The organism is Lysobacter sp. ESA13C (genome assembly GCF_019970005.1).
Lineage (GTDB): Bacteria > Pseudomonadota > Gammaproteobacteria > Xanthomonadales > Xanthomonadaceae > Lysobacter > Lysobacter antibioticus_B.
Genome location: NZ_JAHXYK010000005.1, coordinates 85,520 through 108,792, shown reverse-complemented (window position 1 = coordinate 108,792; position 23,273 = coordinate 85,520). Strand labels below are relative to the sequence as shown.

Genomic DNA, 23,273 nt, shown 5'->3' with positions numbered 1-23,273 from the left:
CGACCCGTCCACGCTGTCACGGCACGGCGGCGCGCGCCCGTGCCGTTGGTCGCGGTCGGTCGCGCTACTGCTGGCGCAAGGCCTCGATGGGGTCGAGCTGCGAGGCCTTGCGCGCCGGGTAATAGCCGAAGAACAGGCCGGTGGCGATCGAGAAGCCAGCCGCCAGGGCGATGATCTGCCCGTTCAAGGCGATCGGCAGGGCGCCGAACTTGCCGACCAGGATCGTGCCGACCACGCCGATGGCGATGCCCAGCGCACCGCCGATCAACGAGATCAGCATCGCCTCGGCCAGGAACTGGCGCTGGATGTCGCTGGGGCCGGCGCCGACCGCCATGCGCAGGCCGATCTCGCGGATGCGCTCGGTCACCGACACCAGCATGATGTTCATGATGCCGATGCCGCCGACGATCAACGAAATCGTCGCCACCGCGCCAAGCAGCAGGGACATCAAACGCGTGGTCTGGGTGCGGGTGGCAACCACCTCGGCGATGTTGCGCACGCTGAAGTCGTCGTCGCCGCCGGGCTGGATCTTGTGGCGCTGGCGCAGCAAGCCTTCGATTTCCTCTTGCGCATAGGCCACGTCCTCGGCGCGGCCGACGCCGACCGCGATCTGCATGACCGCACCGGTCGGCAGGCCCATCGCGCCCAGCAATCGCCGGCGCCCGGTTTCCAACGGCACCAGCACCACGTCGTCCTGGTCCTGGCCGAAACCGCCCTGCCCTTTCGGCTTGAGCGTGCCCACCACGGTGAACGGCACGCGCCCGAGACGCACGGTCTGGCCGATCGCGTCTTCGTCGCCGAACAGTTCGCGCCGCACGGTTTCGCCGAGGATCACCGACTTGGCGCCGCTGCCGTAGTCACGCGCCTCGAAGCTGGCGCCGGAGGCGATGGTCCAGCCGTTGATGTCGAAGAAATCCGCCTGCACGCCCTGCCACTGCGTCGACCAATTGTTTTCGGCGTAGACCGCCTGGGTGCCGCCGCGCAACGAGGCGGCCACGTACTGCACTTCCGAGACTTCGTTGCGGATCGCCTCGCCATCGGCCTCGGTCAGGGTGAAGAAACTCGAGGAACTCAGGCGCACGCCGCCGCTGCCGCGTCCGCCGCCGCCCGAACTGATGTCCAGCCGATTCGAACCCAGCCCCGAAACCAGTTTGTCGATTTCCGATTGCGTGCCCTGGCCGACCGAGACCATCACGATCACTGCGGCGATGCCGATGATCACGCCGAGCGAGGTCAGCGCGCTGCGCAGCCAATTGCCGCGCAGGGCGAAGATGGCGGTGCGCAGGACTTCCATGAAACTCATGCGCCGGCCTCCTGCACGTGCAGTTCGCCGTCGCGCATGACGAAGGTGCGGTCGGCGTGCGCGGCCACGTCCGGGTCGTGGGTGATCAGCACGACGGTGTGATCCTCGGCCTGCAGACGCTTGAACAGGGCGAGGATCTCCTCGCCGGTGCGGGTGTCGAGCGCGCCGGTGGGTTCGTCGGCGAGCAGGATCGGCGGACGGTTGATCAGCGCGCGCGCGATCGCCACGCGCTGCTGCTGGCCGCCGGACAATTCGCTCGGCCGATGGCCGGCGCGGCCGCTGAGGCCGACCGCGTCGAGCGCCTGCTGTGCGCGGAGCATGCGCTCGTCGCGCGGCACGTTGGCATAGCCCATCGGCATCGCCACGTTCTCCAGCGCGCTCATGCGCGGCAACAGGTTGAAGCCCTGGAACACGAAACCGATCTTGTCGCGACGCAGGATGGCGCGTTCTTCGGCGTCGAGGCTGGCGACGTCGATGCCGTCGCACAGATACACGCCGCTGGTCGGCGTGTCGAGGCAGCCGATCAGGTTCATCAGGGTCGACTTGCCCGAACCCGACGGCCCCATGATCGCGACGAACTCGCCGCGCGCGATCGACATCTCGACGCCGTGCAGGGCGATCACTTCGGCCTCGGTGCCGGGCGAATAGACCTTGCCGAGCGCGCGGGTCTCGATGACCGCGGTGGCGTCAGCGATGCCGCCGCTCATTTCGTGCCGCGCCCGCTGCCGACCACGATCTCGTCGCCTTCCTGGATGTTGCCCGAGACTTCGGTCCAACTGCCGTCGCTGGCGCCGACGCGGACCACGATCTGTTCCGGCTCGCCCTTGACCAGCTTGTACAGCGGTACGCGGCGCGCGGTGACCAGGTTGGCGATCTCGGCATCCCACTGCTTGCGCTGGGCCTCGTCGAGCATGGAGCGGAACGAGCCGAACTGCTGGTTGAAGCGTTCTTGCATGCGCTGGCGCGCCGCGCCGGAGACGGCGCCGCCGCTGCGGTTGCCGCGGTTGTTGTTGCCGCCACCGCCGCCCGGGCCGCGCCCGCCGCCGATGATGATCGGCGCGCCGCCACCGCCGCCCGGCGCGGCCGCAGTCGGCGCCGCAGTGCGCGCGGCCATGCGTTGCTTCATCTGCTCCAGCGCGGCGTCGAACGCGGCCCGTTGGTTCGTATCGAGCTTGAGCGCCTGGGCCACCTGCGGCAGATCGCCGCTGAGGCCGCCGCGCGCGCCGCCGGCCGGACCGTTCGCGGCGCCCGCACTGACTGCTTCGTCGGCCGGCTTGTAGCGCAGCGCGGCATTGCTGACCCGCAGCACGTCGTCGCGGCGGCTGACCTCGATCTCGGCGTTGGCGGTCATGCCCGGCAGCAGCACGCCGTCGACGTTGTCGACCGAAACCACGACCGGATAGGTGATGACGTTGCTGGTGTTGGTCGCCGACAACCGCACCTGCTGCACGGCGCCGCGGAACTGACGATCGGGAAACGAGTCGACGGTGAAGTTGACGCTCTGGCCCGGCTTGACCTGACCGATGTCGGCCTCGTCGATGGCCAACACGATTTCCATCTTCGACAGGTCTTCGGCGATCTGGAACAACACCGGCGATTGCAGGCTCGCGGCCACGGTCTGGCCGGGCTCGATGCTGCGCGTCAGCACCACGCCGTCCACGGGTGCGCGGATCACCGTGCGCTGCAGGTTGAGGCGCGAAGTCTGAGTCGAGGCGATCTGCTGGTTGATCTGGGCTTCGGCGCCGGCCAACTGGGCGCGGGCCTGGTCGCGCGCGGCGCGGGCCAGGTCGGCGTCGCTGCGCGCGACGAGCTGGTTCTTGGCCAGTTCCGACTTGCGCTGGTAGTCCAGCTCGGCATTGCGCAGGGTCGCCTGCGCGGTGGCGAGGCTGGCGCGGGCGTTGCTGACCTGGGCCGAGCCCTGGGCGATCTGCGCTTCGTAGGTGGCCGGGTCGATACGCGCGATCACCTGCCCCTTGGTCACGCGGTCGTTGTAGTCGGCCAGCACCTCGGTGACCTGGCCGGAGATCTGGCTGCCGACGTCGACGGTCGAGATCGCCGAAAGTGCGCCGGTGGCCGAGATCGCGACGCGGATGTCGCCGCGTTCGACCTTGGTGGTGCGATAGGCGCCCGCGGCGTCCTCGGCATTGCGCTGACGGTAGTAAGTCCAGGCGCCGCCGGCCACGGCCAGCGCCACCGCCGCGGCGACGATGCGCTTGGGCCACGGCGATTTGCGGCGCCCGTTGTTGTTCGTCGCGGGTGAGGTCGGCTTGGCTGCGCTCATGGGACTCGGATCGTGGGCTATGAAGGCGCGAACGCGCGTGGCTGAATGCGGTTGACAGCGCTCGCTGCATTGACCGCATCGGGCACGAACGGTTCAGTTTCCGCCACGGTCGGTGCAGGCGAAGCGAGCGCTTGGCGGCAAGCGATTCTGCACAGGGATTCGCCAGGGCGCGAAAGCGTCGCAGCCGGCGGCCGGGCTCAGGCGCCGGGTCGGCGCGGCAGCGGCGGCATATGGGTGCTGAGGGTGGCGCTGCCGGGGCGGAAGCGGATCACCGCGGTGGTGCCCTGCTCGGGCGCGCTGGTCAGGGTGACCGGCCAGCCGAAGCGTTCGCCGAGCCGGCGCACGATCGACAGGCCCATGCCCTTGCCGTCGCCGACCGAGAAGTCGGCGCGGTAGAACGGGGTGAAGGCCTTGGTCAGGGTTTCCACCGACATGCCGATGCCGGTGTCGCGGATCTCGATGCTGTCGCGGCTCAGGCGCACGTCGATGCGGCCCTGGTCGGTGAAGCGCACCGCATTGCTGAGCAGGTTGCCGACCATGACCCCGAGAGCGTGCGGCGGCGCGGTCAGGCGCGGCCCGCCCTCGTCGTAAAGATGCAACTCGACCGGTTTGCCGTTGAGCAGCGGCAGGATCCGCTCCATCTCGTTGTCGACGATGTCGCGGACCAGGAAATCTTCGGACTGCGGCTCGACGTCGGACTCGCGCGCCAGGATCAGGAAGGCGTCGATCACCGCCTCCATGTCGCGCCCGGCGCGTTGCACGCGCAGCAACGAGCGTTGCGCGCGCAGGGGCGTGTCGGGGTCGGCCAGCATCAGGTCGGTGGCGACCCGGATCACCGTCAACGGCGTGCGCAGTTCATGGCTGGCGTCGCGGGTGAAATCGCGCTCGCGCTCGACGAAGTCGCTGACTCGTTCGGCCAGGCCGCTGAGCGAACTCGACAAGCGGCGCACTTCGCTGCCGGGGTCGTAGGGGAATTTGATCGGCTCGATCAGGCTGGTGTCGGGATCGCGCGGGTCCCATTGCGAGACCACGTTGGCCAGCCAGCTCACCGGCGAGACCAGTCGCTTCGAAGTGCGGTAGGTATGCCAGGAAATCAGATACGTCGTCAGCAACGACAGCAGCAGCGAGAACAGGCCGGTGTAGAGGATCGCCTCGTCGATCAGCTCGGTGGCGTAGATCATGTAGAAGGTGCCGGGCTCGCGCCGGTCCACCAGCACCACCCGGCCGCCGCCGGGCAGGTTGTGCAGGCCCGAGTCGACCCCGCGGATCACCATCGGCAGCAGCGAGTCGCTGGCGCCGGTCGGGACGAAATGGCCGCGCGTGGTCGAGGTGCGCGGCAACGGATAGTTGGGGTCGCGGATGCGCCCGGCCCAGTAGTCGTCGGCCTCGCGCTGCATGCGCTGTTCCAGCACCACGTGGCGCACCGCGAGTCCCGCCAGGAGGATGCCCAGCGTGATCGCGATGCTGCCGATCAAGGCTTGCAGAATGAACGCGAGCTTGATCTTGCGCGGTAGCCCCTGCGGCATGATCGCGGCCGGTCAGTCCGGCGGCTGGGAGATGTCTGCCACCCGGTAGCCGGCGCTCTGCACGGTATGCAAAAGCTGCTTGTCGAACGGCTTGTCGATGGTCTTGCGCAGGTTGTACAGATGGCTGCGCAAGGTGTCGGAGTCCGGCAAACCGTTGCCCCAGATCTCGCGCTCGATCTCCTGGCGGCTGACCACGCGCGGCGATTCGCGCATCAGGATGGTCAACAGGCGCAAGCCGATCGGCGAGAGTTGCAGTTCGCTGCCGCCGCGGGTGACCCGCAGGCTGGCCGGGTCGAGCACCAGGTCGGCGACCTTGAGCACCTCGCCGCCGACCTGGCGGCGCTCGCGCCGGATCAGGGCGCGCAGGCGCGCTTCCAGTTCCTGGATCGCGAAAGGCTTGGTCAGATAGTCGTCGGCGCCGGCGCTCAAACCGGTGAGCTTCTCGTCGAGCGTATCGCGTGCGGTCAGCATCAGCACCGGCGTGGACTTGCGGGCCTCTTCGCGCAGCTTCTTGCAGACCTCGATGCCGTCCATGCGCGGCAGCATCAGGTCCAGGACGATCACGTCGTAACTGTTCTCGGTGGCAAGGCGGTAACCGTCGAGACCATCGGCCGCGTAATCGACCTCGAAGCCGCGGCTTTCGAGGTACTCGCCGACCATTTCGGAGATATTGCGGTTGTCTTCGACGATCAGGACCAGCCCCCCGTCTCTCGTACCCTGCATGCAGCCTCTCCATTCCTTCAGTTTTGTGAAGGTTGCCCTCGCCAAGGTGGACGGCCCGTGAAGACCCTCGTTACGCTGACCGCCCACTCCGTCACGAAACGCCCCGATGCTCGCCGAACGCCTCTACCCGATCCTGCTTTTGCTCGGTTCGAACATCTTCATGACGTTCGCCTGGTACGGCCATCTCAAATACAAGTCGTCGCCGTTGATGATCGCGATCGCGGTCAGCTGGGGCATCGCCCTGTTCGAGTACTGCCTGCAGGTACCCGCCAACCGTCTCGGCAGCGCGGTGTACTCGGCGCCGCAGCTCAAGGGCATGCAAGAGGTCATCACCCTGCTGGTGTTCGCCGGCTTCTCGGCCTGGTACCTCGGCGAGCCGCTGAAGTGGAACCACTGGGCCGGGTTCGGCCTGATCGTGGTCGCGGCCTGGCTGATTTTCCTGGATTGAGCTTCCCGGATTGATCTTCCCGGATTGATCTTCGCGGATCGAGCGCGGCGCAACGACCCGATCAAGGCCCGCACAAGGACTCGACCTCGACCTCGCGCTGCCAGCGCTGACCACGGACAGTCACCGTCAGATGGCCCTTCCAGCGGGTGAGGGTGCTGGCGTCGTCCATCGCCGCGCGCGCCTGCACCGCCTGCGCCGCCGGCAGCCGGGTCCAGCGCCCGTCTTCCTCGACCGACAGGCTCGGCGCGCCCAGGCGCAGCTCCGCCGAAATCTTCTCGCCCGCATCGGACCAACGCAGGGTCTGACCGCGCTGCCGCTGCAGACCCAGTGCTTCGATATCCGAATGTGCGCCCTCGCGGCGCAAGGCAAAAGCTTGACCGTTCACCGACAGGTGCAGCGCCGGCCAGGCCGCCAGCGCCGAGTTTTGATCGCCGCGGTTGCGCCACAGCGTCGCCACTGCGGAACCGCCCTCGGCCGATCCGGCCCCAGCCAGATAAACGCGGACGATGGGACAGGTCTTGCTGTCCATGCTTTCGCTGAGCCACGGGGAGACGCGCATCGGCACATCGGGCTGTGCGGCGGGCGCCGCCGACACCACGCCCGGCCACAGGTAAGTCAACATAAGGCCGCACACAGCGATCTTGAGATTCAAGATATCTTCCTTGATGGATGCGAGCCCGACGCGACTCGTCGGTTTCGCGGCTGTTTTGGGGGGTTCTTTCTCGGGCGCGTTCGGGCGGGCGCTCAGAACTTGATCTTGCCGGTCAGGATGTCCTTGAACATCACCCAATCGCCGACGAAGGAATACAGCGGGTGCTTGAAGGTGGCCGGGCGATTCTTCTCGAAGAAGAAATGCCCGACCCAGGCGAAACCGTAGCCGCACAACAGCGCCGCCAGCAGCAGCCAGGGCCGGCCTTGGGCCAAGGCCAGCGCGAGCAGCACCAGCACGCCGCAACTGCCGATGAAGTGCAGGCGCCGGCTGGTGCGGTTGCTGTGTTCGCTCAGATAGAACGGATAGAACTCGCGGAAACTCGCAAAACGGTTCGCCATGTCCCTGTCCTCGCCTGATCGCCCCGCGTCGCTCAATCGCCGGCCTTCGCCGCGTCGCCGCCGAACATGCCCCGCGCCTTCAGCACCGTGCGCTTCTTGACCTCGAACAACTCGTGCACCGGGCTGCCGGTCAGACAATACGCCTTGTCGCCGTCGATGCGGAAATGCTCGCTCGCAAACAGCTTGCGCCGGTCCTTGCTGGACCACTCAGGCTTCAGCGGATGGTAGGCATCGCTGTCCCATGGCATCGGCCTGGCTTCGGCGATGCCGCGACGATCCTCGCTATCGCGCTCGCCCACCGGTCCGCAACCGAACCAGGCGCCGGACGGGGCCCTGAACACCGGGTAATACTGGTATTTCTGATGGTAAAGCCGGTTGCCGTCGCGCGATACGAACAACAAGGCATGGGGAAAGCGCGAGAACGGCGGCACACCGTGATGGTCGTAGGCCTCGAACTCAATCGTATCGCCGTCGTACTCGCCATAGACGAGCTGCTCGACCCGATACTTCGCCTTGAAGGCGGCGTCCATGAGGAGCACGTCCTTGCCCAGTACGGGTCCGAACTGCTCGACCGACAGCTTCTCGCCGACGAACACGATCAGGTTTTCCTGCTCCGCCGCTTCGACCGAGAAACATGCGGCGAACAGACAGGCCAGCGACCACCGGCGCATGCGACGATTCATGGCGTTCCCTCGCTTATCGATCCTGCACGCATCCTGCCGTGCCGCTCGCAGCGCCGCAAGATCGGGCGCCGCTGGGCGCGAACGCCGCGCTCAGGATTCGCCGCGCTCGGCTCGCTTGCTCTTGTCCCAGTACGCGTCCTGGCCTTCCAGCGGCAACTCCGCCAGGGCCAGACCGTCTTGCGCGGCCAGGGTTTCCATCGCGCGGAAACGGCGCTCGAACTTGAGGTTGGCACGACGCAGCGCGGCACCGACGTCGACCTTGCCGTGGCGGGCCAGATTCGCGCAGACGAACAGCACGTCGCCGATCTCGTCCTCGAGGCGGTCGTGCGCGGCCGCATCGTCGGGCGCGGCGGCGACCGCGGCGAACTCGGCGCGGACTTCCTCGATTTCCTCGTGCAGCTTGGCGATCACCGGGCTCACGTCGGGCCAGTCGAAACCGACCGCGGCCGCGCGCTTTTGCAGTTTCACCGCACGCTGCCACTCGGGCAGGCCGCGGGCGATACCGGCCAGCGCCGAGGTGTCGACCTCGCCCGCCGCCTCGCGCTCGCGGCGCTTCTGTTCTTCCCAGGCCACGGTCTGGGCCTCGACGTCCTCGACGCTGGCGTCGCCGAACACGTGCGGATGACGGCGCACCATCTTGTCGCTGATCGCCGCGACCACGTCGTCGAAAGCGAACGCGCCCTGTTCCTCGGCCATGCGCGCATGGAACACGACCTGCAGCAGCAGATCGCCGAGTTCGTCCTTCAGCGAGATCAGGTCCTTGCGATCGATGGCGTCGGCGACTTCGTAGGCTTCTTCGATCGTGTACGGCGCGATCGAAGCGAAATCCTGTTCGATGTCCCAGGGGCAGCCGCTGTCGCGATCGCGCAGGCGCGCCATGATCGTCAACAGCCCGGCGATACCCGGCGGCAGGTTCAGCACTTCAGCCATCGAGCCACTCCTTCCACGGCAGAGCCAGGTCGCCCACAGCGACGAAATCGCCGTTGAGAATGCCGGCGCGCTGGTTGTAACGGAACGGCCGGCCTTGCGGGTCGAACACGGCGCCGCCCGCGGCTTCGAGCACGCACTGGCCGGCGGCGGTGTCCCATTCGCTGGTCGGGCCGAAACGCGGGTACAGATCGAGACCGCCCTCGGCGATCCGACAGAATTTCAACGACGAACCCAGGCTGAGCATGTCGATGCCGCCGGGCGCTTCGCGTTGCAGACGCGCCATCGCCCGTTCGGCGCGGTCGCTGTGGAAGGAGCGGCTCGCGGCGACCCGCAGCGGCTGCGCCGCCGGTGCGCGCACCCGTACTTCGCGCTCGTCGTCGCCGTCGCGGCGGTAGGCGCGGCCGCCGCGCTGGGCATGCCAAAGCGCTCCACCGACCGGCGCCTGGATCAGGCCGAACACCGGCACGCCGTGGTCGATCAGGGCCAGATTCACCGAGAACTCGCCGTTGCGCTTGACGAATTCGCGGGTGCCGTCGAGCGGGTCGACCAGCCACAGGCGCGACCATTCGCGACGCTGCTCGAAACTGACCTCGTGCGCGGATTCCTCCGACAGCACCGGGATGTCCGGGGTCAGGCGGGCCAGCCCGTCGACGATGAGGTGGTGCGCGGCCATGTCGGCGGCGGTGACCGGCGAAGCGTCGGCCTTGCGTTCGACCGCGAACTCGCCGTCGTAGACGGTCAGGATCGCGGCCGCGGCGGCGCGGGCGATCGCGATCGCGCCTTCGATCTGTTCCGGGCTGAGCAGGGCTGGTTTCACAGGGGCTGCGCTCATGCTTGCGGCTCCGGGTGCGGCTCGCCGTTGCGCAGCCATTCGCGGGCGATGAACAGCGCGGCGATGCTGCGGCCTTCGGAGAAATCCTCGCGCAGGATCAACTCGTGCAGGTCATCGAGTTTCCACGGCACCACTTCGAGCTCTTCGGGTTCGTCGCCGGGCAGGCGCTCGGGGTAGAGATCGCGCGCCAGCACCAGATGCGCCTGGTGGCTCATGTAGGTCGGCGCCAGGGTCAGGGAACGCAGCACGGTCAACGAGCGCGCGCCGTAGCCGGCTTCCTCTTTGAGCTCGCGGTCGGCGGCCTCGATCGGGCTTTCGCCGGCGTCGATGCGGCCCTTGACCAGGCCGAGCTCGTAGCGGTGCACTCCGGCGGCGTATTCGCGCACCAGCAGCACGGTGTCGTCGTCGATCATCGGCACCACCACGACCGCGCCATGGCCGCGCCCGTGCAGGCGCTCGTACTGGCGGCGTTCGCCGTTGGAAAACTCGAGATCGAGCCGTTCCAGCCGGTACGGACCGGCCTCGTGCTCGGTGACGTGATGAATGGTCGGCAGCCGCCGGGTCATGGCGCGGCTCCGGGCGTGAGCAGGGAGCGGAAAGGCACGATAATAGGGGGATGCGAGAGATCACTCACGACACGACGATGCTAACAGAGCCGGGCGCCGACGCGGCGGACTCCTGGCGCGAACGCGACCTGGCGGTGCTGTGGCATCCCTGCACCCAGATGCGCGAACACCCCCATACGCTGCCCTTGCTGCCGATCGCGAGCGGGCAAGGGCCGTGGCTGATCGGCCGCGACGGGCGTCGCTATCTGGATGCGATCTCGAGTTGGTGGACCAACCTGTTCGGCCATGCCGAACCGCGCATCGCCGAGGCTATCGCGACCCAGGCGCGCACCCTCGAACACGTGATCCTGGCCGGCTGCTCGCACGCGCCGGCGGTCGAACTCGCCGAGCGCCTGCTGGCGCTGGCGCCGCGCCAGGACGGGCGCGCGCCGCTGAGCAAGGTGTTCTACGCCGACAACGGCTCGGCCGGGGTCGAGGTGGCCCTGAAGATGGCCTTCCACTGGTTCCGCAACCGCGGCATCGAAGGCCGGACCAAGTTCATCGCCCTGGAGAACGGCTACCACGGCGAAACCCTCGGCGCCCTCGCGGTCGGCGACATTCCGCTGTACCGGCGCATCTACGCACCGCTGCTGGCCGAGTCGCTGTTCGCGCCCTCGCCCGACGCCTACCTGTGCGAACCCGGCCAAACCCCGGCCGAGCGCGCCGAACAGGCCGCGACGGCTTTGCGTCATCTGCTCGAACGCCATGCCGATGAAGTCTGCGCGCTGATCCTGGAGCCGCGCGTGCAATGCGCCGGCGGCATGCGCATGCACGACCCGCTGTATCTCAAGCTGGCGCGCGAGCTGTGCGACGAGCACGGCGTGTTCCTGATCGCCGACGAGATCGCGGTCGGCTTCGGCCGCACCGGCACCTTGTTCGCGAGCGAACAGGCCGGGGTCATGCCCGACCTGCTGTGCCTGTCGAAGGGCCTGACCGGCGGCGCCCTGCCCCTGGCCGCGGTGCTGACCACGCAATCGATCTACGACGCTTTCCTCGACGACTCGCGCGAGCGCGCCTTCCTGCACTCGCACAGCTACACCGGCAACCCGCTCGCCTGCGCGGCGGCGCTGGCCAGCCTGGATATTTTCCGCGACGACGACATCGTCGCCCGCAACCGCGTCACCAGCGCGCGCATGGCCCGGCTCGCCGCCGATTTCGCCGACCACCCGCATGTCGCCGACGTGCGTCAGGCCGGCATGATCGTCGCCTTTGAGCTGACCCGTAACGGCGACAAGCGCACGCCGTTCGACCCGGCCGCCCGCTTCGGCCTGCACGCGTATCGTGCCGCGCTCGACCGCGGCGTGTTGCTGCGGCCGCTCGGCGACGTGCTGTACTGGATGCCGCCCTATTCGATCGACGAGGACGCCCTGGGCTTGCTCGCCGACACCACGCGCGCGGCGATCGATCACGCCGTGCGGGAGGCCGACGCATGCGCCTGACCCGAGTCCATGTCGATGCCGATCTCGCCGCCGGTCGCGAGGTCGTGCTGCCCGAAGGCCCCGCCACGCACCTGGCGCGCGTGTTGCGCCACGAAGTCGGCGACGCCTGCGTGCTGTTCAACGGCGACGGCTGCGACTACCACGGCCGCATCGTCGCGCTCGGCAAGCGCGAGGTGCGGGTGGCGCTCGAATCGGCGCAAGAGGTCGAACGCGAATCGCCGCTGCCCCTGGTGCTGCTGCAAGGCATCGCCCGCGGCGAGAAGATGGACCTGATCCTGCAGAAGGCCACCGAGCTCGGCGCGCACGCCGTGCATCCGTTGTGGTCGCAGCGCAGCGAGGTCAAGCTCGACGAAGCGCGCGCGGAGAAACGTCATGCGCATTGGCGCAGCGTGGTCGCGTCGGCCTGCGAACAGAGCGGTCGTGCGCGCGTGCCCGAGGTCTCGGCGCCGCGTTCCTTGGCGGCGACGCTGGCGGCGCTGCCGCCCGGCGGCCTGCGCCTGATCCTCGACCCGGAAGGCGAACTCGCCTTCGCCACCTTGTCAGTCGAGATCGAGGCACCGGTACTGCTCGCGATCGGCCCGGAAGGCGGCTGGTCGCCGCTCGACCGGCAGCAACTGCGCGATGCCGGCTTCCAGGGCCTGCGCCTGGGCCCGCGCATCCTGCGCACCGAAACCGCCGGCCTGGCGGCGATCGCGGCCTTGCAGGCGAAGTTCGGCGATCTGGCTTGAGCGACGTCTCGTTGTCGCTTTAAAGGCAAAAGCAAAATCCCCCCTGCCCCCCTTTTCAAAGGGGGAAGTGCACGACGCGACGGTGCTGCTGCCTTAGAGCCGGTGCTATTGCCCCTTTTAAAAGGGGGCGCGCCTGCGCAGCAGATGCGAGGGATTTGCTGTTGCTGTTGCTGCCGCCTCACCCGAACCCGGCAACGACACTCAGATCTTGAAATAGATCCGCCGCGCGTCCAGCCAGCGCACCACGCCCCACCACAACGCGACGAAGACCAGCGCGAACGCCAACGAAGGCAGATAAGGCCCGAACAGCGGCGTCATCCAGTCGGCGAAACCGCGGCGGTAGATCGGTTGCAGCCATCCCATGCCCATCAGCAGGTACAGCAGCAAGGCCGAGCCGCCGTAAGCGGCGATGGCGTTGACGCCGAAGGCGCGTCCGAGCGCGGGCCAGCCGCGACGGTCGATCAGTTCGTGGAACACGGCCAGCACCCAACACGACAAGCCGCCGCTCCACAGCACGTAGGCCGGGGTCCACAGGTTCTTGTTGAACGGCTGCCAATACGCCCCTACCCAGCCGGCGAGCAGGCAGACCGCGCCGGCTATCCACAGCGCGCGCAGGTTGCCGCGGCGCAACCAATCGCCGGCGCGCAGTCCGAGCAAGGTCGTCGCCAGCGCGCCGAGCGTCGACACCAGGCCTTCGGGGTCGTGGCCGCGGCCGCTGGCCGGGTCGATCTGAAAGACGTGGACGCCGAACAGCGCACTGTCGAAACGACTGGCGATGTTCTCGAAGGGTGCATAACTGCCGCCGGCTGCGAGCAAAGCCGCATAGCCGAACAACAGCGCGCCCCAGGCGATCCATTGCACCCGCGCCGGCAGATACAACGCGATCAGCGCCGCGGCGGCGAAACACAGGCCGATGCGCTGCAACACGCCGGGTATACGCAGGTGCTCGTGGCCGAACGCCCAGATCGCGCAGACATGCAGCAGCAGGCCGAGGCCGACGATGCGCGCCGCGCGCCACAACGCCGGACGCAGCAGGGTCGCAGCGGCCACACCGTGTTCGCGGCGCGGCATCAGCGCCAGCGCGATCGACACGCCGACGATGAACAGGAACATCGGGAATACGAGGTCGGTCGGGGTGAACCCGTGCCATTGCGAATGCAGCAAGGGCGCGTAGACATGGCCCCAATCGCCAGGGTTGTTGACCAGCAGCATCGCCGCGACGGTGAGCCCGCGCAGGGCGTCGACCGAGGCGTAGCGTTTCGGCGCCGACGCGGCCGACCGCGGGCCGGATGACGAGCCAGACGGCGACGTCGCGCCGCCGGCCTGCGGCGCCGGACTCACGCCGCTTGTACGAGCGCTTCGCCGATCATCGCTTCCAGCGCTTCCAGATCGGGCAGCAGCGCCGGATCGTCGTTGAGCAGTACGCGCGCCTGCACGGCGTGCGGCAGCACGTCGCCTTCGCGTCCGGCGACCGACAAGCTGTCGCGCGACACCGTGACCAGGCGCGGGAAGCCCTGGGTCAACAAAGCGAAATACGGCAGGCGCGAGGCGGCGCTGAGCGCCTTCAGCACCACGACCTTGCTGCCCAGGCCGCCCTGCTCGCGGGCGAGCCCGGACAGTTCGCCGAAAGCGACCAGCGGCAGATGCCAACCGCGCCAACGGATCTGGCCGAGCAGCCAGCGCGGCGCGTCCTCGATCGGCGCCGGCGGCGCGTACGACAACACCTCGGCGATGGTCGCGTTGGGCAGCAGCAGTCGTGCGCCGCCGACCTGGATCAACACGCCGCGGATGTCGGCTTGCGAGGTGGCTTCAGGGGCTGCGTCGCTGATCTGGTTCTCGTTCGACATCGCTTCGCGTCCTCGCCGCGGATTGCGCGGCCTTCAACGGGTGGATCTGCTGCGGTGGATTCCTTGATGCCGGAATCCGGGATTCGGTGCCGTCGCCACGCGGCGACGGCGTTCGGGCTCTTGGCTTGCGGCCTTAGATCGCGCTTTGTACGGACCAGCGCGAGGCCAGCTTGGCGGCCAGATCGGCCGGCTGTCCGCTGCCGGCGCCGCGCGCGATCGCCGCGCTGGCCGCGGCCGCGTCGTAGCAACCGTCGGGCGACTGGCCGGCGACCAACGCGCCGTGCGCGGACAGCTTCATCGCCGTATCGACCTGGGCCGGGTCGGCGCCGCTGAACAGCAACACCGCGCTGTCGGAAGCCGGCAAGGCGTCGATCACCTCGGCGCCTTCGACGAACTGGATGCCGCTGTCGCTGACGTCGATGCCGAGTCCCGCCGGCAGGATGTAGATCACCCCATCGATGGTGCGCGTGCCGGGTTCGGCGAGCTTGACCAGCACCGAGGTGGCGCGCTGCATCTGAGCGACCAGCTTGTCGTAGCGGCCGCCGTCGAGACGCTGTTGCACCAGCACCGGCCGGCCGAAATTCTCCGGCAACGCGCCGAGCAACTGGCGCACCGCATCGGGTCCGCCGATGCCGGCGAGCACGAGCACGGCGCCATTGCGCGTCGAGGCCGGCAGGCTGTCGTCGACCAGTTCCAGGCCGGAAATACGACGCTCGATTTCGTCGAGATCGTGCTTGCCCACGCCTGCGTTGCCATGCGCGCCGCTTTGACCGGTCGCCGCGCTGACCAGGCTGGCCTCGTCGCTGAACGACCAGTCCGGCACGGCAGGCGCCGGCGGCAACGGCGCTTTCGGCGCCGCTTGCAGGTCTTCGTTCAAGTCGAACTCGAAGTCGCTCTCGAAGTTACGCGCTTCGGCCGCGGCGCGTTCGTTGCGGCCGTCGTCGAAATCGAGCGGCGCGACCGTCGATGCGGATTCGGGCCCGGACTGGTCGTCCTGGATCGCGAAGGCGCTGTCGAAGTCGATCAGCTCGCGGACCTGGTCCTGCGGCGGCGCGCGCCACACTTCGAGATCGCCCAGCCCGGTTTCGTCGAGCGCGGGCACGTCGGCATGGGCCGCGGCCGGCTCCACCCACTCGCCGAGCGTCTGCGAATACGGCGCGGCGTTGCCCGGAACCTCGTCCTGGCTGTCGACCGCTTCCAAGGTCAGGTGGCCGATGTCGAAATCGTCGGCGGCGACCGCTTCGGTGGCGATGATTTCTTCGGCTTCGAGCTGTTCGGCGCCGTCCTCGGCCATCGCTTCGGCGGTGATGAATTCGATACGGTCTTCGGCCGGCGGCGGCGACGGTGCGACCCGCGCCAGTTCGCCGATCTGTTCGGCGGCGACGAACGACAGCGGGTCCAGCGAGGCCTCGGCCGAAGCCGGGTCGAACCCGACCGGCTCCTGCGCCAACGGCGATCCCGCCGCGAACGGACGCTCGAACCCGGTCGAGATCAGCATCGGATCGGGTTCCGGCTCGGGCTCGCGGCCCGGCGGCAACACGTCGTCGTGACGGTGCAGTTTGGCGCTGAGATGGCGCGCCCAACGCGCTTCGTCCCAGCCCTCGCGCGACACCGTCAGTTCGGCTTCCTCGAAGATCACCTCGATCGAGGGATCGACCAGCAGGTTCTCGAAACGGTCCAGCGCGTCCTCGGTGGCCGGGTCGAGCACGACCACGACCACGTCCGGATCGGCAGCGTCGAGCGCAGCCGGTTCCAACGCGGTCGGATCGCCCACCAACACCAGGTTCGCGCCGGCATCGCCGAGCGCGCTACGCAAACGGTCGCAGGCCACGCCGGCCCGCGCCAACAACGCTACGCGACGTTCTGCTTCAGCCATGATGACGCGCGATTCCAAGCAGTTCGAACACGTTGCGGATCAATTCAAGCTCCTGATAAGGCTTGCCGAGATAACGCTCGACACCGATCTCGAACGCACGCTGGCGATGCTTCTCGCCGGTACGCGAGGTGATCATCACGATCGGCACTTCGCGCATGCGCGCGTCGGCCTTCATCTGGGTGGCCAGCTCGTAGCCGTCCATGCGCGGCATTTCGATGTCGAGCAGCATCAGGTCGGGCACGCGCTCGGCCATGCGTTCGAGCGCGTCGATGCCGTCCTTCGCGGTAATGACCTCGAAGTTGTGGCGTTCGAGCACGCGTCCGGTGACCTTGCGCATCGTCACCGAGTCGTCGACCACCATCACCAGCGGCACGCGGCGGGTTTCCGCCGGGGCCGGCGGCGGCTCCACCACCTGGGCGAAGTCGAGCAACTGCGCGGTACGGCGGCGCACCAACGGCGCGACGTCGAGGATCACCACCACGCGGCCGTCGCCCATGATGGTCGCGCCGAAGATGCCGGGCACCGACGCCACCTGCGGGCCGACCGGCTTGACCACGATTTCGCGGTTGCCGATAACCTGGTCGATGGTGATGGCGGCGCGCAGATCGCCGGAGCGGATCAGCAGCAACGGCATCTGCAACTGGCCTTCGGCCTTGGCCGGCGCGTGGCCGATCAGGGTGCCGAGGTCGTGGACGACATAGTCTTCGCCGCCGTAACGGTAGTTGGCCTCGCCCGCGTCGAGCAGCTCGCGCGACAGGCGGCCGACGCCGCGCACCGAAGCGATCGGCACGGCGAAGGTGATGTCGCCGATGCGCACGAACACCGCCTGGGTGACCGCGAGCGTCTGCGGCAGGCGCAGGGTGAAGTGGACGCCGTGGCCGGGACGCGAGTGGATGTCCAAGGTGCCGCCGAGCTGGCGCACTTCGCTGGCGACCACGTCCATGCCGACGCCGCGACCGGCGAGGCGGCTGACTTCGTCGGCGGTGGAGAAGCCCGGCTCGAGGATCAGCGAGTCCAGGTCGGCTTCGGCGATGACCGCGTCGGCACGTACCAGGCCGCGTTCTTCGCCGCGGCGACGGATCGCCGCACGGTCGAGACCGGCGCCGTCGTCGGCCACTTCCAGCACGACTTCCGAACCTTCGCGGCGCACCGCGATGCGCACCGTGCCTTCGTCCGGCTTACCGGCGGCGCGACGCTGTTCGGGACGTTCCAGGCCGTGCGCGACGGCGTTGCGGAGCATGTGCTCCAGCGGCGCGGTCATGCGCTCGAGCACGTTGCGGTCGAGTTCGCCCTGGGTGCCTTCGAGCTTGAGCGTGACCTGCTTGCCCAGTTCGCTCGAGGCCTGGCGGACCACGCGGCGCAGACGCGGCAACAGGGTGTCGAACGGCACCATGCGCGTGCGCATGAGGCCTTCCTGCAACTCCGAACTGACTCGCGACTGCTGCAGCAGCAGGGTTTCGTACTGACGGGTCAGGTCGTCGAGGGTGTTCTGCAGGCTGTTCTGGTCGGCCGCCGATTCGGTCAGCGCGCGCGACAGCTGTTGCAAGGTCGAGAAGCGGTCGAGTTCCAGCGGATCGAACGACTGGTCGCCCGAATCGCCCTCGCGCTGGTAGCGCGCGATGATCTGCGCTTCGGTCTCGATTTCCAGACGGCGCAACTGGTCGCGCATACGCAGGTTGGTCTGCGCCATTTCCGCGATGGCGCCGCGGAACGCACCCAACTGCTGCTCCAGGCGCGCGCGATAGATCGCGACTTCGCCGGCGTAGTTGACCAGGCGGTCGAGCAGGTCGGCGCGGATACGCACCTGTTCCTGCGGCGCCCGCACGCCGATCTCGTCTTCGTCGCCCAGCGGCGCGTCGACGATCGGCGCGGACAGCGGCTTGAGGCCGTCGTGATCGGCCGCGACCGGCTGCGCCTGCGCTTGCGGCTGCGCGGCTTCGGCCGGCTCCAGACCGGCGAAGCTCGGCATCGCCTCGCCGCGCCAGCGCGCTTCGAACACCGAGATCAGCGCTTCCGGCATCGCGATCGCGCGACCGGTGCCGACGCGGGTGACCATGGCGTGCAGGCGGTCGAAACCGCGTTCGAGCAGGACCAGACCGTCGCGACCGAGTTCGGTGCGATGGTCGACGACCGCTTCGAGCAGCGACTCCATGACGTGGCCGAGTTCGCCCACGGCCATGATGCCGGCCATGCGCGCACCGCCCTTGAGCGTATGCAGATCGCGTTGCAGCCCGACCAAGGGCTCGCGCTCGCTCGGCGTCTCGCGCAACTGCGCGAGCAGACCGTCGGAGTGGTCGAGCAGGTCGCCGCCCTCTTCGACGAAGATGTCGACGAGTTCGGGATCGAGTTCGCTCACATCGAGCGCTTCTTCCGGATCGGGATTAGCGTTGGAGGCATGCGCGAAGATCGCGGCCAGCGCGGCCGGCACGCCGGCGGCGATGCCGGTCTGCACGGCCGTGCTTGTGCCCGCCGCCAGCGCTGCGGCCGGACGCTCGACCTCGGCGCTCGACGCTTCGTCGTTGTCGTTGGCCGCGGCTTCGCTGTCGGTGCCGCGGTCGTCGAGACGGACCTGGGCCAGATCGGTCGCCGGCTGTTCGGCATCGGCCTGAGCTTCGGCTTCGGCCTGCTCGCGTGCGAGGCGTTCGGCTTCGGCGTACTCGGCTTCCAGGCGTTCGTATTCGAGACGCTCGGCTTCGGCTTGCTCGGCGGCAATGCGTTCGGCTTCGAGGCGTTCGGCCTCGGCCTGCTCGGCGGCGAGGCGCTCGGCTTCGAGGCGTTCGGCTTCGGCCTGCTCGGCGGCGAGGCGTTCGGCTTCGAGGCGTTCGGCTTCGGCCTGCTCGGCGGCAAGGCGTTCGGCTTCGAGGCGCTCGGCTTCGGCTTGCTCGGCTGCAACGCGTTCGGCTTCGAGGCGCTCTGCTTCGGCCTGCTCCGCAGCAAGGCGTTCGGCTTCGGCTTGTTCGGCGGCGATGCGCTCGGCTTCCAGGCGCTCGGCTTCGGTCTGCTCGGCCGCGATACGCTCGGCTTCGAGGCGAGCCGCTTCGGCCTGCTCGGCTTCCAGGCGTGCCTGCTCGGCGCGCTGAGCTTCGGCGGCGTATTCGGCTTCGAGACGCTCGTATTCGAGACGTTCTTCCTCGGCCAGGCGTTCGGCTTCGGCTTTTTCCGCAGCGATGCGCTCGGCCTCGGCTTGCTCGGCGGCAAGACGCTCGGCTTCGAGGCGCTCGGCTTCGGCCTGTTCCGCAGCGATACGTTCGGCTTCGAGACGTGCGGCTTCGGCTTGTTCTGCGGCAAGGCGCTCGGCTTCGAGGCGTTCGGCTTCGGCCTGTTCCGCAGCGATGCGTTCGGCTTCCAGACGTGCGGCTTCGGCTTGCTCGGCGGCAAGACGCTCGGCTTCGAGGCGTTCGGCTTCGGCCTGTTCCGCAGCGATACGTTCGGCTTCGAGACGGGCGGCTTCGGCCTGTTCCGCAGCAAGGCGCTCGGCTTCGAGGCGCTCGGCTTCGGCCTGTTCCGCAGCGATACGTTCGGCTTCCAGACGTGCGGCTTCGGCCTGTTCTGCAGCAAGGCGCTCGGCTTCGAGGCGTTCGGCTTCGGCTTGCTCGGCAGCCACACGCTCGGCTTCAAGACGGGCCGCTTCGGCACGCTCGACTTCGAGACGTGCGGCCTCGATGGTGCTGTCGGCGAAACCGACCGGCAGCAGGTCGAGACCGAGGCTCAGCTCGTCGCCGTCGAAATCGGTCCGGGAGACCGGCTTGGCCCCGGCATCGTCGTTACCGGCGACCTGGGCGAATTCGCGCGAGGGGTCGTAATCGCCGAACGCGCTGAGATCGTTGACGGTGAGCTCGGACAGATCCTGGCCTTCCGGCAGGACGTCGTCGTGGTAGAGCTCCTCGGTGATCATCGGCGAACGCGCGTCGGGCAGGCTGTCGCGCAGCGCGGCGATGCGTTCGGGCAAGCCGACGAACATCGGCACGTGCGGCATCGGCGACTTCAGCGCCTCGACCGTAGTGCGGATCGCATCGGCCACCGCGGTCAGCGCGGCCACGCCTTCGGCGCTGGCCGGCGCGGCGCTGGCGAGCAGACGCTTGACGTAGGCTTCGGTCGGCGCGGTCACGTCGGTGATGACCGGCACTTCGGTCATCGCGAAGGCGCCGTTCAAGGTGTGGATCGAACGCTGCAGACCGTCGCTGGCGAGCTGCGGTTGCGGGTGCGAGGCCGCCAGCCAGGCTTCGATGGTGACCAGGTGACCGGCCACTTCGCCGTCGAGGATTTCGAGCAGGACCGGGTCGACCGACGCCGGCACGTAGGGCCCGTCGATCGCGACCGGAGCCGCGGTTTCGGTTTCGGCTTCGACCGCGGCTTGCGGCGGCTGGTAGAAGGCTTCTTCGCCGGTCGCGAGCAGATCGGCATGCGCCTCGATGCCGGCGACGTCGACGGTCAGCGGGCCCTGGTTGCGCAGGGCAGCGTAGAAACCCGGCAGCGCGCGATGAGCGTGCTCGACCAGGTCGATCACTTCCGGGCTCGCCACGCGGCCGTGTTCGCGCACGCGGTTGAGCAGGTTTTCGATGTTCCAGCTGAACTCGCCCAGGGTGCGCGCGCCGACCAGGCGGCCGCTGCCCTTGAGGGTGTGGAATACGCGCCGCACAGGCTGCACGCGGGCCAGATCGTCCGGCGCTTCGCGCCAGGCCGGCAGCAGGTTGTCGAGGTTGGCGATCTCCTCCTCGAATTCCTCGAGGAAGATTTCCCGCACTTCGTCGTCGATGTCGTCGACTTGTTCGAAACCGCCGGTCGCCACCGACTGTCCGAGCATCGACGGCGGTGCGTCGGGCACGGCGTTGAGCAAGGAGGCGTCGATCAGCGCGCCGCCCGCGGCGACGGACGCCACGGTTTCGGTCGCGTTGGTTTCGGTCGTGATGGATTCGGTCGGGGTGGTTCCGGGCGCGGCATCCGATGCCATGGCGAGCGTCGGCTCGACCGGTTCGGCGGTATCGGCCGCGACGGCGTCGCCGACCGCTTGCGCGTCGACGGTCTGTTCGCTGCGCTGAAGGTCGAGGCTGTCGGCAACAGCGGATTCCGGCGTCGAGGCCTCGACGGCCGGCGCCTGCGCCCGGGCCGTATCGACCGGGGCGGCTTCGACGGCCGGGGTCGCGGCGACCGGGGTGGCTTCGACCGCCGGCTCGACCCGGATCACGTCCGGCAACGGCCAGTAGCGCAGGGTTTCCAGGCTCTGGCGGGCGATGTCGAGAATGTCGTCGCGGTTCGGACGCTGCTCGCGCAGCGCTTCGAGGTAGTACTCCAGGCTCGCCAGCGCATCGGCCAGCGTGTCGAGCTGCTGGCCGCTGGGCACGCGGCGGCGGCCGATCAGTTCGACTTCGGTGTAGCGCTTGACGCCGGTCAGGTAGTCGGCCGCCAGCGGCAGCTCGATCATGCGCAGGGCGCCGGCGACTTCGTCGAGCACGCGCGGCACTTCGGTCAGTTCTTCGTGGTCCCACTTGGTCTCGACGAAGGCGACGAAGGACTGGCGCGCGTCGCCGAAATTGGCGATGGCTTCGCGTGCGACCACGTCGAGCACCTTGCGCGCCTCACCGGCAAGCAGGTTCTCTTCGGCCTTGTCCTCGGGCAGGCCCAGGCGCGAAACCTGGTCGTCCAGCGAGGCGTCGACATAGAGCAAGGCGCCGGCCACGTCGAGCAAGGTGCCTTCGTCGGCGGCGCGGCGGCCTTCCACGATTTCGTGCATGGCTTCGCGCTGCTGCAGCACCACGGTGCGGGCCATGCCCAGCCCCATCATGCCCAGCGTGTCGCTGACCCGTGCCAGGGCGTCGACCTGCGGACGCAGTTCGCCGGGGTCGGTCTGGTTGGTACGCAGGTGCAGGTCGAGGGCGTCCTTGACCCGCAACAAGTCTTCCTTGATCGCCGCCGCGACGGTGTCGAGCAGGGCGCGGTTGCGGCCGCTGAGGCTGCCGCGGGCGTGTTCGAGTTCGGACTCGCTGGGCAGGTGCGCGGCGAGTTCGAAGGTCTGGCGCAGGTCGTCGAGCGCCGGATGGCGGCCGTCGCTGTGGGCGACGTGGTACAGCAACTGGCGGGTCGGCTCGGCCGCGGGTTCGCCGCGCGGCGCGCTGAAGCCGTCGTCGGACAGCATCTGCCGCGCTTCGCGGTCGACGCCGCCGAAGGCCTGGCGCAGCGCGCGGGTGGCTGGCAGGGCGCCGTCGCGCAGGGCGTGGGCGACCGACGAGGCCACCCACAGCATGCGCCGCACCGGTTCCAGCACGACGTCGGCGAGCAGGCCGTCGATCGCGGAGGCGAGCTGAGCCGGATTCGCCGGCGCGCCGTCTTCCGGCCAACCGGCCAGGGCGTCGCGCAGCGAGGCGAGATGCGGCGCGCTGGCGTTGCGGCCGGCGGCGCTGCCGACCGGCAGCGGCGGCGGCAGGTGCGCCGGCAGCGGTCGGTCGAGATTCGGCGCGAACAGGACGCTTTCGTTGAGCCCGGACTCGCCGCGCGTGGCGCGCAGCTCGTTAAGCAACGGCAGCAGCACGATCGGAATGTCGCGATGCCCGCCCTGCAGACGCTCCAGGTAGTCGGGCAGCAGCACCACGCCGCGCATCAGCGCCGCGCAGGCCTCGTCGCGGTCGGCGACCTGGCCCTGCTGCAGGGCGATGGCCAGACGCTCCATCTCCTCGGCGACCATGGCCGGCGCATACAGCTCGACCATGCGCAGGGTGCCGTGCACCTGGTGCAGATGGTTCGCGCACACCCGCATGCGCGAGGCGTCGGCGGGATCTTCGGCGAATGCCTCGATCTCCTGGCGCGCCTGGCGCAGGGTTTCGTCCAGCTCGGGCTTGATCCAGCCCAGCGTGGTGGTGTCGATCGCTTCGCGCAACGCGGTCATGACGTGACCCGCCCGTCGGCGGGACCGCGTCGCAGACGCGGACCGTGGCTCTGCCAGCGATGTGTCGGAAGCTTCATCCTCGATACAACCCTTCTTTTAATCCCGTCCCAAAGCCGCCGTTC

Annotated in this window: 18 protein-coding genes; 3 read left to right on the top strand and 15 right to left on the bottom strand. The window is 68.7% G+C overall.

The window, feature by feature from the left end:
* Positions 1-64: 64 nt before the first annotated feature.
* The 5 genes from LC490_RS11740 to LC490_RS11720 all read right to left on the bottom strand — a co-directional run bounded on the left by LC490_RS11740 (position 65) and on the right by LC490_RS11720 (position 5,833).
* Positions 65-1,303 carry an ABC transporter permease gene (locus LC490_RS11740; RefSeq protein WP_031373581.1) on the bottom strand — a complete coding sequence of 413 codons (1,239 nt, stop codon included), beginning with the start codon at positions 1,301-1,303 and terminating at the stop codon, positions 65-67.
* Positions 1,300-2,010 carry an ABC transporter ATP-binding protein gene (locus tag LC490_RS11735; protein ID WP_031373580.1) on the bottom strand — a complete coding sequence of 237 codons (711 nt, stop codon included), beginning with the start codon at positions 2,008-2,010 and terminating at the stop codon, positions 1,300-1,302. Before LC490_RS11735 ends, LC490_RS11740 begins: the two co-directional genes overlap by 4 nt.
* Positions 2,007-3,584: an efflux RND transporter periplasmic adaptor subunit gene (locus LC490_RS11730; RefSeq protein ID WP_223620285.1), complete on the bottom strand. Its 1,578-nt coding sequence runs from the start codon at positions 3,582-3,584 to the stop codon at positions 2,007-2,009. The genes LC490_RS11735 and LC490_RS11730 overlap by 4 nt, the downstream gene beginning before the upstream one ends.
* Positions 3,585-3,781: 197 nt before the next feature.
* A complete protein-coding gene (locus LC490_RS11725; protein WP_051885307.1) occupies positions 3,782-5,110 on the bottom strand; it encodes a HAMP domain-containing sensor histidine kinase in 1,329 nt (442 codons plus the stop codon).
* Positions 5,111-5,122: 12 nt separating this feature from the next.
* Positions 5,123-5,833: a response regulator transcription factor gene (locus LC490_RS11720; protein ID WP_031373577.1), complete on the bottom strand. Its 711-nt coding sequence runs from the start codon at positions 5,831-5,833 to the stop codon at positions 5,123-5,125.
* 106 nt (positions 5,834-5,939) lie between these two features.
* Between LC490_RS11720 and LC490_RS11715 the strand changes: the two genes are divergently transcribed.
* The gene (locus tag LC490_RS11715) at positions 5,940-6,281 is read left to right on the top strand and encodes a DMT family protein (protein ID WP_031373576.1); all 342 of its coding nucleotides are present in this window, start codon (positions 5,940-5,942) and stop codon (positions 6,279-6,281) included.
* 61 nt (positions 6,282-6,342) lie between these two features.
* Here LC490_RS11715 and LC490_RS11710 read toward each other — a convergent pair whose 3' ends face one another.
* The 6 genes from LC490_RS11710 to nudE all read right to left on the bottom strand — a co-directional run bounded on the left by LC490_RS11710 (position 6,343) and on the right by nudE (position 10,342).
* Entirely contained in the window at positions 6,343-6,933 is a 591-nt protein-coding gene (locus LC490_RS11710; protein WP_152566363.1) for a hypothetical protein, read from the bottom strand.
* A 92-nt stretch (positions 6,934-7,025) separates the two neighbouring features.
* The gene (locus LC490_RS11705; RefSeq protein WP_031373574.1) at positions 7,026-7,331 is read right to left on the bottom strand and encodes a DUF962 domain-containing protein; all 306 of its coding nucleotides are present in this window, start codon (positions 7,329-7,331) and stop codon (positions 7,026-7,028) included.
* A 32-nt stretch (positions 7,332-7,363) separates the two neighbouring features.
* Positions 7,364-7,927 carry a hypothetical protein gene (locus LC490_RS11700; protein WP_223620284.1) on the bottom strand — a complete coding sequence of 188 codons (564 nt, stop codon included), beginning with the start codon at positions 7,925-7,927 and terminating at the stop codon, positions 7,364-7,366.
* A gap of 177 nt (positions 7,928-8,104) precedes the next feature.
* Positions 8,105-8,944: a nucleoside triphosphate pyrophosphohydrolase gene (gene mazG / locus LC490_RS11695; protein WP_223620283.1), complete on the bottom strand. Its 840-nt coding sequence runs from the start codon at positions 8,942-8,944 to the stop codon at positions 8,105-8,107.
* A complete protein-coding gene (gene cysQ, locus LC490_RS11690; protein ID WP_051885305.1) occupies positions 8,937-9,776 on the bottom strand; it encodes a 3'(2'),5'-bisphosphate nucleotidase CysQ in 840 nt (279 codons plus the stop codon). The genes mazG and cysQ overlap by 8 nt, the downstream gene beginning before the upstream one ends.
* Positions 9,773-10,342, bottom strand: a complete 570-nt coding sequence (gene nudE / locus LC490_RS11685) for an ADP compounds hydrolase NudE (protein WP_031373570.1) — start codon at positions 10,340-10,342, stop codon at positions 9,773-9,775. Before nudE ends, cysQ begins: the two co-directional genes overlap by 4 nt.
* Before the next feature lie 77 nt (positions 10,343-10,419).
* On the opposite strand from nudE, the gene bioA reads away from it, so the two are divergent.
* Together bioA and LC490_RS11675 are read left to right on the top strand one after the other, a co-directional pair.
* Positions 10,420-11,820 (top strand): adenosylmethionine--8-amino-7-oxononanoate transaminase, encoded by a 1,401-nt coding sequence (bioA, locus tag LC490_RS11680; RefSeq protein WP_223620487.1) that lies wholly within the window; start codon positions 10,420-10,422, stop codon positions 11,818-11,820.
* Positions 11,811-12,548, top strand: coding sequence for a 16S rRNA (uracil(1498)-N(3))-methyltransferase (locus tag LC490_RS11675; RefSeq protein WP_223620282.1), 738 nt, complete (start codon positions 11,811-11,813; stop codon positions 12,546-12,548). The genes bioA and LC490_RS11675 overlap by 10 nt, the downstream gene beginning before the upstream one ends.
* A 201-nt stretch (positions 12,549-12,749) precedes the next feature.
* Here the strand turns inward: LC490_RS11675 and LC490_RS11670 are convergent, their stop codons facing one another.
* The 4 genes from LC490_RS11670 to LC490_RS11655 all read right to left on the bottom strand — a co-directional run bounded on the left by LC490_RS11670 (position 12,750) and on the right by LC490_RS11655 (position 23,151).
* Positions 12,750-13,889, bottom strand: a complete 1,140-nt coding sequence (locus LC490_RS11670; RefSeq protein ID WP_223620281.1) for a heparan-alpha-glucosaminide N-acetyltransferase domain-containing protein — start codon at positions 13,887-13,889, stop codon at positions 12,750-12,752.
* Positions 13,886-14,395 (bottom strand): chemotaxis protein CheW, encoded by a 510-nt coding sequence (locus LC490_RS11665; protein WP_223620280.1) that lies wholly within the window; start codon positions 14,393-14,395, stop codon positions 13,886-13,888. Before LC490_RS11665 ends, LC490_RS11670 begins: the two co-directional genes overlap by 4 nt.
* Positions 14,396-14,528: 133 nt before the next feature.
* Complete coding sequence (locus LC490_RS11660; RefSeq protein ID WP_081931223.1) at positions 14,529-16,271, bottom strand: chemotaxis protein CheB; 1,743 nt, start codon at positions 16,269-16,271, stop codon at positions 14,529-14,531.
* Positions 16,264-23,151, bottom strand: a complete 6,888-nt coding sequence (locus tag LC490_RS11655) for an Hpt domain-containing protein (protein WP_223620279.1) — start codon at positions 23,149-23,151, stop codon at positions 16,264-16,266. Before LC490_RS11655 ends, LC490_RS11660 begins: the two co-directional genes overlap by 8 nt.
* Positions 23,152-23,273: the final 122 nt, after the last annotated feature.

Excerpts from the sequence above, each read along its gene's own strand:
- LC490_RS11730 (WP_223620285.1), bottom strand. The coding sequence starts at position 3,584 with ATGAGCGCAGCCAAGCCGACCTCACCCGCGACGAACAACAACGGGCGC.
- LC490_RS11705 (WP_031373574.1), bottom strand. The coding sequence starts at position 7,331 with ATGGCGAACCGTTTTGCGAGTTTCCGCGAGTTCTATCCGTTCTATCTG.
- LC490_RS11720 (WP_031373577.1), bottom strand. The coding sequence starts at position 5,833 with ATGCAGGGTACGAGAGACGGGGGGCTGGTCCTGATCGTCGAAGACAAC.
- cysQ (WP_051885305.1), bottom strand. The coding sequence starts at position 9,776 with ATGAGCGCAGCCCCTGTGAAACCAGCCCTGCTCAGCCCGGAACAGATC.
- LC490_RS11665 (WP_223620280.1), bottom strand. The coding sequence starts at position 14,395 with ATGTCGAACGAGAACCAGATCAGCGACGCAGCCCCTGAAGCCACCTCG.
- LC490_RS11675 (WP_223620282.1), top strand. The coding sequence starts at position 11,811 with ATGCGCCTGACCCGAGTCCATGTCGATGCCGATCTCGCCGCCGGTCGC.
- LC490_RS11715 (WP_031373576.1), top strand. The coding sequence starts at position 5,940 with ATGCTCGCCGAACGCCTCTACCCGATCCTGCTTTTGCTCGGTTCGAAC.
- LC490_RS11655 (WP_223620279.1), bottom strand. The coding sequence starts at position 23,151 with ATGACCGCGTTGCGCGAAGCGATCGACACCACCACGCTGGGCTGGATC.
- LC490_RS11735 (WP_031373580.1), bottom strand. The coding sequence starts at position 2,010 with ATGAGCGGCGGCATCGCTGACGCCACCGCGGTCATCGAGACCCGCGCG.
- LC490_RS11740 (WP_031373581.1), bottom strand. The coding sequence starts at position 1,303 with ATGAGTTTCATGGAAGTCCTGCGCACCGCCATCTTCGCCCTGCGCGGC.
- LC490_RS11660 (WP_081931223.1), bottom strand. The coding sequence starts at position 16,271 with ATGGCTGAAGCAGAACGTCGCGTAGCGTTGTTGGCGCGGGCCGGCGTG.
- bioA (WP_223620487.1), top strand. The coding sequence starts at position 10,420 with ATGCTAACAGAGCCGGGCGCCGACGCGGCGGACTCCTGGCGCGAACGC.
- nudE (WP_031373570.1), bottom strand. The coding sequence starts at position 10,342 with ATGACCCGGCGGCTGCCGACCATTCATCACGTCACCGAGCACGAGGCC.
- mazG (WP_223620283.1), bottom strand. The coding sequence starts at position 8,944 with ATGGCTGAAGTGCTGAACCTGCCGCCGGGTATCGCCGGGCTGTTGACG.
- LC490_RS11725 (WP_051885307.1), bottom strand. The coding sequence starts at position 5,110 with ATGCCGCAGGGGCTACCGCGCAAGATCAAGCTCGCGTTCATTCTGCAA.